General features: G+C 39.0%; 8 protein-coding genes and 1 pseudogene. 8 read left to right on the top strand and 1 reads right to left on the bottom strand.

Features of this window, described 5'->3' with window-relative positions; genetic code table 11:
- Positions 1-1,627: hypothetical protein (locus tag GMD6S_RS07635; protein WP_000551494.1), on the bottom strand; the 1,627-nt coding region annotated here is incomplete at its 3' end.
- A gap of 394 nt (positions 1,628-2,021) precedes the next feature.
- On the opposite strand from GMD6S_RS07635, the pseudogene GMD6S_RS12305 reads away from it, so the two are divergent.
- From GMD6S_RS12305 to GMD6S_RS07600, 8 genes and pseudogenes are all read left to right on the top strand, one after another.
- Positions 2,022-2,144, top strand: a pseudogene (locus GMD6S_RS12305) (MutR family transcriptional regulator); the annotation flags it as partial.
- A 262-nt stretch (positions 2,145-2,406) separates the two neighbouring features.
- Complete coding sequence (locus GMD6S_RS07630; protein ID WP_000673207.1) at positions 2,407-3,033, top strand: hypothetical protein; 627 nt, start codon at positions 2,407-2,409, stop codon at positions 3,031-3,033.
- 91 nt (positions 3,034-3,124) lie between these two features.
- On the top strand, positions 3,125-3,733 hold the full coding sequence (locus GMD6S_RS07625; RefSeq protein ID WP_025172597.1) for a hypothetical protein: 609 nt from the start codon (positions 3,125-3,127) through the stop codon (positions 3,731-3,733).
- 140 nt (positions 3,734-3,873) lie between these two features.
- Positions 3,874-4,569 carry an AzlC family ABC transporter permease gene (locus GMD6S_RS07620; RefSeq protein ID WP_000659753.1) on the top strand — a complete coding sequence of 232 codons (696 nt, stop codon included), beginning with the start codon at positions 3,874-3,876 and terminating at the stop codon, positions 4,567-4,569.
- Entirely contained in the window at positions 4,559-4,882 is a 324-nt protein-coding gene (locus GMD6S_RS07615; RefSeq protein WP_000253936.1) for an AzlD domain-containing protein, read from the top strand. Before GMD6S_RS07620 ends, GMD6S_RS07615 begins: the two co-directional genes overlap by 11 nt.
- A 102-nt stretch (positions 4,883-4,984) precedes the next feature.
- Positions 4,985-5,827 carry an amino acid ABC transporter substrate-binding protein gene (locus tag GMD6S_RS07610; RefSeq protein ID WP_000724967.1) on the top strand — a complete coding sequence of 281 codons (843 nt, stop codon included), beginning with the start codon at positions 4,985-4,987 and terminating at the stop codon, positions 5,825-5,827.
- A gap of 154 nt (positions 5,828-5,981) precedes the next feature.
- Positions 5,982-6,836: a MetQ/NlpA family ABC transporter substrate-binding protein gene (locus GMD6S_RS07605; RefSeq protein ID WP_000694533.1), complete on the top strand. Its 855-nt coding sequence runs from the start codon at positions 5,982-5,984 to the stop codon at positions 6,834-6,836.
- Between the two features lie 118 nt (positions 6,837-6,954).
- Positions 6,955-8,084, top strand: a 1,130-nt coding sequence (locus tag GMD6S_RS07600; protein WP_000231775.1) for a M20/M25/M40 family metallo-hydrolase, incomplete at its 3' end; no start/stop codon positions are given.

Genomic DNA, 8,084 nt, shown 5'->3' with positions numbered 1-8,084 from the left:
TATAGCCCAGAATGTTTGAATTAAATAAAGGAACAACACTCTTAGTTTTACCTTCATACTCTTTACCATTTAATCCTAGATAAAGTCCATTATTTTCATCATCTATGAACTTTCTTTTATCAAAGTACTTTTGGCTATACGTGCTATGTATCCTTTTAATAATGATATTATTTTCAGGAAGTAAATTTCCATCCTTATCAATATCATAGGCTTCTAATTTTAGTGACTCTAGTGCAACTTCTTCTTTACTCCAAAGAGCACACATAATCATCGCATGAATATTAGTGTGAAAGTGTTTGCGATTAAAAGCAAAACCACCTAAAAATTTTTGATTGATGAGATGCTGAGCTTTCCAATACTTTACAGGACTATAGACAATATAAGAATCTGTTGGTTGGCGTAAATAATATTTGAAAGCAGACCAGATAAAGATATTTCCGAGTTCGTTTGTCGCTTGTCCTTTAACCTCTTTTTTCATCTCCGTCACTAAAAAGCTCTTTTTCCAAGCAGATGATTTCTTACTAGTCCCAGCTTTTTGGTGTTCAATAGAAGTAGTCTCTGCATAAGGGGGATTCTCGTACATGATAATTGTCACTTTTGGGTCGTTGATATAGCGTTTAATAATTTCATTGTTAATGTATTCCTTGCTAAGAGCGTCAGCTCCTCGGACTAGTCCCATATTAAACGTATCTTCTTTCTCAGTTGGTGGGATAATGTGGCGAACCTTGTCACCTAGCAACTCAACAAGAACTTTATATTCATAGTATTCAATAGTAGAAAGGACGCAGTGACTTAGTTCCTCGTCGCTCATCAATTTCTCGAGGTTTCCAGTCCCAGCACATCTATCCAAAATAATATAATCATTTCCTTCTGGAACACGCTTAATAGCTTGTCGGACTAGCTCCAATGACTTTTCAACATAAGGTTCAGGAGTGTAGAAAGCTCCTAAGTTTTTCTTTTGTAAAGTATCATTGAGTTTATCCATCAAATAGTGAAATTGTGCATTAGTTTCACCGATATAGGGATTGATAAATTCTTTTAGTTTCTCAGGTTTCCGAATTTCACCAATAATTTTAACTTTACCAGTTTGGTCACCGATAAAATCAGACTTTTTAGCTCCTTTGTTTTCACGATAAAAACGTTCCGCCCAACCAACAATACAGTTTTCGTCAATGTTAATTTTTGTGTATTGCTTTGAACGTAGTAAAGTAATGAGACGACTTTCATCTAGTTGACTTTGACCGTATTCTAAAACCTCAAGAGGAGCATCAGAAGAAAAACCAGCTGTTTTAACACTTGCACCACCAAAATATACTTTTTCGATATGTGTTAAATATTCCTGACTATCAAAAACGTAGATTTTTTCATTCGTTAGCGATACAAGCAGAATGTTTTTAGGGATTTCTTTCCCTTTGATTCTCCGAGCGGATAGATATTTGATGGTTTGGAATAGAACAGAGTTAATATCATTGATAACAACTTTAAATTCAATCAGATTTCCATATACAATACCATCTGTATAATCCGTTAAAATATCATCTGTTTTCAAAGTTTTATCAACAAGAGGTAGATAATCTTGATAAAACTTGAGTTGTCCATCAACTTCGTTTGAGAAATGGTTATGCATATTGTAGCTCCCCATTTCTCTCTAAAGATAACTCAGAAAACTCAACATAAAAAGCCTTCTCACAAAAATGTGAAAATGCCTGTTTTAATGCTTGACAAAAAACACGTCCGATTACATAATCAGCGTGAGCTGTGAGCTGTGATTGCGTTCATAATACTTAATTTCCTTTATTTTTGTTACTTCTATTATATCAAAATTTTGAAATCCTGCGAAGAATTTAGACATTATTAAAAGACGATTTCCGTTTGTAAGTCGCCTTTTTGATATTCTCGTAAGCACTATATCTTGTGTCTAGTGTAAACGGGTATATAGTTCCCATATTTTATAACATGTTAAAAAAGGAAAAGTATTTACGAATGGAATAGTAAAGAGGGTTTTGGACAGGAGTTTGGTCATGATTGAAAAGATGGCATTGGGAGAATTTTACAAGGAATTGCGATTGGCTAGAAAACTCAAGCAGTCAGATGTAGCTTGTGATGGACTGACAGCATCTCAGTTATCCAAGTTTGAGTTAGGGTAGTCTTCGTGTTATACTGTCTTTGTTTCATAGTATAGGAGAAAATAGAATGAAAAAGATAATCTCTGTACTGCACCCCAAAAGTTAGATTTTTCTGTCTAACTTTTGGGGTGCAGTACAGTTTCAGTCTTTTTTATTTTGACTATCTGTTACTAGTTTTTGATCAATTCTTTGTTTCCTCAAAATTTAGAGAACAAATCTCAAAATGTAATCGAAAAATTCAAAGTTTGTCAATCCTAGAGTTTTCTTGTATAGTAGAAATATGAAATTTACAAAAATAATTAGTAGTTTGCTTGCTATTGGAGTGCTAATCTTATTTATAAAATCTTACCAAAACTTTAAAAATTTGGAATTTCCTAGTACGCAGTTAGTCATGTTTAAATCTCTTTCCTTTTATATGTCCACAGAATCTTTTGAAAAAGTATTTGGAGAAGCTGATAAAGTTGTTGAGGAAACAGAAATGGCTTATCGTGATACTTGGCGTGCAGAAGACCCTTATTTTTATAAAACAGGTCGCCTCTTCTACTATTACGAAAACATGAGGTGGAAAGACTATACTGTTCGTGCAGATTTCACATTTTCAAAATGGCATACTTTAGAAGAAGTAAGAGTCTCTTTTCCTATCAATTCAAAAGTGGAACAGAAAGAACTGGTCAACAATTTATCTCAGTTTATAAAAACAGAGATTGAAACTTTGCCAGACTATCAGTCTTTGACTGTTGAAATGCTAGGACTCGAGAAAGATTCTTATCGATATAAAGCCAAATTACAAGGACAAATGGAGGAACTCTGGGTTGAAGTCTATCCAACAGAACTAGGTTATCATGAGAAACCTGAAGATAAGAAATATGGGGTTGGGATTAGTCAATATCGGAGGCATGCATCGTAATCCTTTCCTTCTATACCCTAGAATAGAAGTCAGTTAATGGTTAACTCTTTTATCTTGGACAAATGATAGAGTTTTTTAGTATAGTAAAAATATGAAAATTACAAAAATAATCAGTAGTTTACTTGCTCTTGGAGCTTTACTCATGCTTTTATCAGCTTGCCATAATATCAACAAGACGCAACTAGTTTTGTTTGAATCCCTTTCGTTTGGTATGCCTGTTAAATCTTTTGAAGAAGTATTTGGAGAGGCTAGCCAAGTGGTGGAAGAAGAGGAAATGGCCTATCGCGATACTTGGCGTGCAGAAGACCCTTATTTCTATAAAACAGGTCGCCTTTTCTATGATTACGAAAATATTTCTTTGAAGGGCCATACAGGTCGAGTAAGATTCACATTTTCAAAATCGCATCGCTTGGAAGAAGCGACAGCTCATATTACTGTAGCTTCAAAAGGGGAGCAACAAGTAGTGATCAACAATCTATCCCAGACTGTAAAAAAAGAATTGGAAGAACTCCCAGATTACCAGTCCATGACCACTGATCCGGTAGGACTCTATGATGACGGTTATCGCTACAAGGTCAAGCTGAAAGGACAACAGTGGGAACTCTGGGTCGATGTCTATCCGACAGAAGATGAAGATGCTGAAAAAACTGAAGCCAACAAGTATATGATTCGAGTGGATCAATTTCTCATGTATCCATAAACAGGTAACATTTTTTACAATGTTTACTAGCTTCAAGTTTCAAACTCTAAACTTTTTTCCCTTATTTGAATATGTTATAATAGTCCGTGCTGTGGCTGTGATAACGAACAGCCTCAATTGGAGAGAATATGAGGAGAAGGATGAAAGAAAAAGGATTTTGGGAAGGTGTACAGGCGGCCATGCCGACTGCCCTTGGCTATGTCAGCATTGGCCTGGCTTGTGGGATTATCGGTGCGCCCTATGTGACACCTGTTGAGATGGGCTTGATGAGCCTCTTTGTTTATGCTGGGAGCGCCCAGTTTGCCATGTTGGCATTGATTGCGGTACAAGCGCCTGTGGCAGCTATTGCTATGACGGTCTTTTTGATCAACTTGCGCCTCTTTTTGCTGAGCTTGCATGCATCGACCTATTTCCGTCATACTAGTCTCTGGCAAAATATCGGCATGTCCAGTCTCCTGACAGATGAGACCTATGGGGTTTTGATGGGAGAATTAGCCCATACAGACAAGGTCCATCCTATGTGGATGCATGGGAACAATCTCAATAGTTATGTAGCCTGGTTTATTGGGACAGTTGCGGGGACAGCTTTAGGTGGACTTCTTCCAAATCCTGAGGTCTTTGGATTAGACTTTGCCCTTGTTGGGATGTTTATTGGGATTTTTACCTCGCAATTTCAGATTATGCAAAGACGGGTTCCTGTACGGAATCTGCTGATGATCCTAGCCGTTGTTGCGGTGTCCTTCTTTTTGTTCTTGACAGTGGTGTCTCAGTCGCTAGCTGTTCTGTTTGCGACCTTGCTAGGTTGTACCATGGGGGTGGTCTTAGATGGTCAGTAAATATCTTTTGTTAGCTGTTATCTTTTCAGGCCTAGTGACTTGGATACCTCGTATGATTCCCTTCATCTTGGTTAAGTACAAGGGGTTGCCAGCTATCGTTGAGCGTTTTTTGAAGTTCTTGCCTGTTTCCATTATCTTTGCCTTGATCCTTTCAAGCGTAGTGACTGGCAAGGTTGGCAGCCTTCCTCAGATCAAATGGCTGGACTTTTTAGCAGTCTTTCCAACGGCTTGGGTAGCCTTTCGCTACCGCAATCTAGTGGGTACGGTTCTTTTTGGAGTAGTCTTGATTGCAGTCTTACGTCTGGTCTTTTAGTCAGCCATAAAAAAAACCTATCACCGAGATAGATATCATATAATGGCGAAAAAAAATATTTTCTGTTAAGATAGTAAAGTATTCTATTTTGGAGGAAATGACATGAAAAAAATCGTCAAATATTCATCTCTTGCAGCTCTAGGACTTGTTGCCGCAGGTGTACTAGCAGCTTGCTCAGGTGGAGATAAGAAAGATACTGCAACTAGCGAAGCAGCATCTGGTAAGAAAGAAATTATCGTTGCAACCAATGCTTCACCAAAACCATTCAACTACGAAGAAAATGGCGAGTTGACTGGTTATGAGATTGAAGTAGTCCGTGCTATCTTTAAAGACTCTGACAAATACGATGTCAAGTTTGAAAAGACAGAGTGGTCAGGTGTCTTTGCAGGCCTTGATAGCGATCGCTACCAAATGGCTGTGAATAATATCAGCTATACCAAAGAACGTGCTGAAAAGTACCTTTATGCAGCACCAACTGCTAAAAACCCTAACGTTCTCGTTGTGAAGAAAGATGACGACAGCATCAAGTCACTTGATGATATCGGAGGCAAGTCTACTGAGGTTGTTCAAGGGACAACATCAGCTAAACAGCTAGAAGATTATAACAAACAACACGCAGACAATCCAACGGTTCTTAACTACACCAAGGCTGATTTCCAACAAATCATGTCACGTTTGAGCGATGGTCAGTTTGACTACAAGATCTTTGATAAAATCGGTGTTGAAACAGTTATCAAGAACCAAGGTTTGGACAACTTGAAAGTCATCGAACTTCCAAGCGACCAACAACCTTATGTTTACCCACTTCTTGCTAAAGGTCAAGATGAGTTGAAATCATTTGTGGACAAACGCATCCAAGAACTCTACAAAGACGGAACTCTTGAAAAATTGTCTAAACAGTTCTTCGGAGACACTTATCTCCCAGCAGAAGCTGATATTAAATAGTCGTATGAAATCATCCAGTCTGAGAAAGGCGGATGATTTCTCAATTTTTAGGTATATAGTTTCAAACTATATGTCTGCCTATCTAATAACAATTTGCTAAATCAAATAAAGTATGAGATACTATTACGGTATTATTTTTAAAGGAGATAGAATCATGAAAATTAAAAAATGGCTCGGTGTAGCAGCTCTTGCTACAGTCGCAGGTTTGACTCTTGCAGCTTGCGGAAATTCAGAAAAGAAAGCAGACAACGAAACAGTTGTCAAAATTGCAACAGTTAACCGTAGCGGTTCTGAAGAAGCACGTTGGGATAAAATCCAAGAATTGGTTGAAAAAGATGGAATTAAATTGGAATTCACAGAGTTCACAGACTATTCACAACCAAACAAGGCAACTGCTGATGGCGAAGTAGACTTGAACGCTTTCCAACACTACAACTTCTTGAACAACTGGAACAAAGAAAACGGGAAAGACCTTGTAGCGATTGCAGATACCTACATCTCACCAATCCGCCTTTACTCAGGTAAAAATGGGGAAGAAAACAAGTACACCAAAGTGGAAGAAATCCCAGATAACGGTGAAATTGCCGTGCCAAACGATGCAACAAACGAAAGCCGTGCGCTTTACTTGCTTCAATCAGCTGGTTTGATCAAATTGGATGTTTCTGGAACTGCTCTTGCAACAGTTGCGAACATTACAGAAAATCCAAAGAACTTGAAGATTACTGAATTGGACGCTAGCCAAACAGCTCGTTCATTGTCATCAGTTGACGCTGCCGTTGTAAACAATACCTTCGTTACAGAAGCAAAATTGGACTACAAGAAAGCACTCTTCAAAGAGCAAGCTGATGAAAACTCAAAACAATGGTACAACATCATCGTTGCAAAAAAAGATTGGGAATCATCACCTAAAGCTGATGCCATCAAGAAAATTATCGCGGCTTACCACACTGATGAAGTGAAAAAAGTTATCGAAGAAACATCAGACGGTTTGGACCAACCAGTTTGGTAATAAGACATAGGGAGGTGGGAGAGAGTTTCCACCTCTTACTTTTGTATAGAGAGTTGATTTTTAAGAGGCACTTGTGGTCGTTCTGAGGACACAAGTACGTAGTAGAAAGAGAGAGAAAATGGTTTTTCCTAGCGAACAAGAGCAGATTGAAAAATTTGAGAAGGATCATGTGGCCCAACATTATTTCGAAGTCTTACGCACCTTAATTTCCAAGAAATCCGTCTTTGCCCAGCAGGTTGGACTCAAGGAAGTCGCAAACTATCTGGGTGAGATTTTCAAGCGTGTGGGGGCTGAAGTGGAGATTGATGAGAGTTACACAGCTCCCTTTGTCATGGCACATTTCAAGAGTTCGCGTCCAGATGCCAAGACCTTGATCTTCTATAACCACTATGACACCGTACCAGCGGACGGAGATCAGATCTGGACAGAGGATCCCTTTACACTTTCTGTGCGAAATGGTTTTATGTATGGGCGAGGAGTTGACGACGATAAGGGCCACATCACAGCTCGTTTGAGTGCTCTGAGAAAGTATATGCAGCACCACGATGACCTCCCTGTCAATATCAGTTTTATCATGGAAGGGGCAGAGGAGTCTGCTTCTATGGATCTAGATAAGTATTTAGGGAAACACGCAGACAAACTCCGAGGAGCAGATTTGCTAGTTTGGGAGCAAGGAACGAAAAATGCCTTGGAGCAGTTAGAAATTTCTGGTGGAAACAAGGGAATCGTGACCTTTGATGCCAAGGTGAAAAGTGCGGATGTAGATATCCACTCGAGTTATGGTGGTGTCGTGGAGTCAGCACCATGGTATCTTATCCAGGCCTTAAGTAGTCTGCGAGCTGCTGATGGGCGTATCTTGGTAGAAGGCTTGTACGAGGATGTTCAAGAGCCAAATGAACGAGAACTAGCCTTGGTGGATACCTACGCCCAACGCAATCCTGAGGAAATCAGTCGCATTTATGGCTTGGAATTGCCTCTCTTACAAGAGGAACGTGCAGCCTTTCTAAAACGTTTCTTTTTCGAGCCAGCTCTTAATATTGAAGGGATTCAGTCAGGTTATCAAGGGCAAGGGGTTAAAACGATTTTGCCAGCAGAAGCCAGTGCTAAGCTAGAGGTTCGTTTGGTTCCTGGCCTAGAACCGCATGATGTTCTGGAAAAAATTCGGAAACAGCTAGACAAAAATGGCTTTGATAAGGTAGAATTATACTATACCTTGGGAGAGATGAGCTATCGAAGCGATATGAGCGC

This window comes from Streptococcus sp. GMD6S (assembly GCF_000297015.1).
This window is presented reverse-complemented; position numbering and strand designations above follow the sequence as displayed.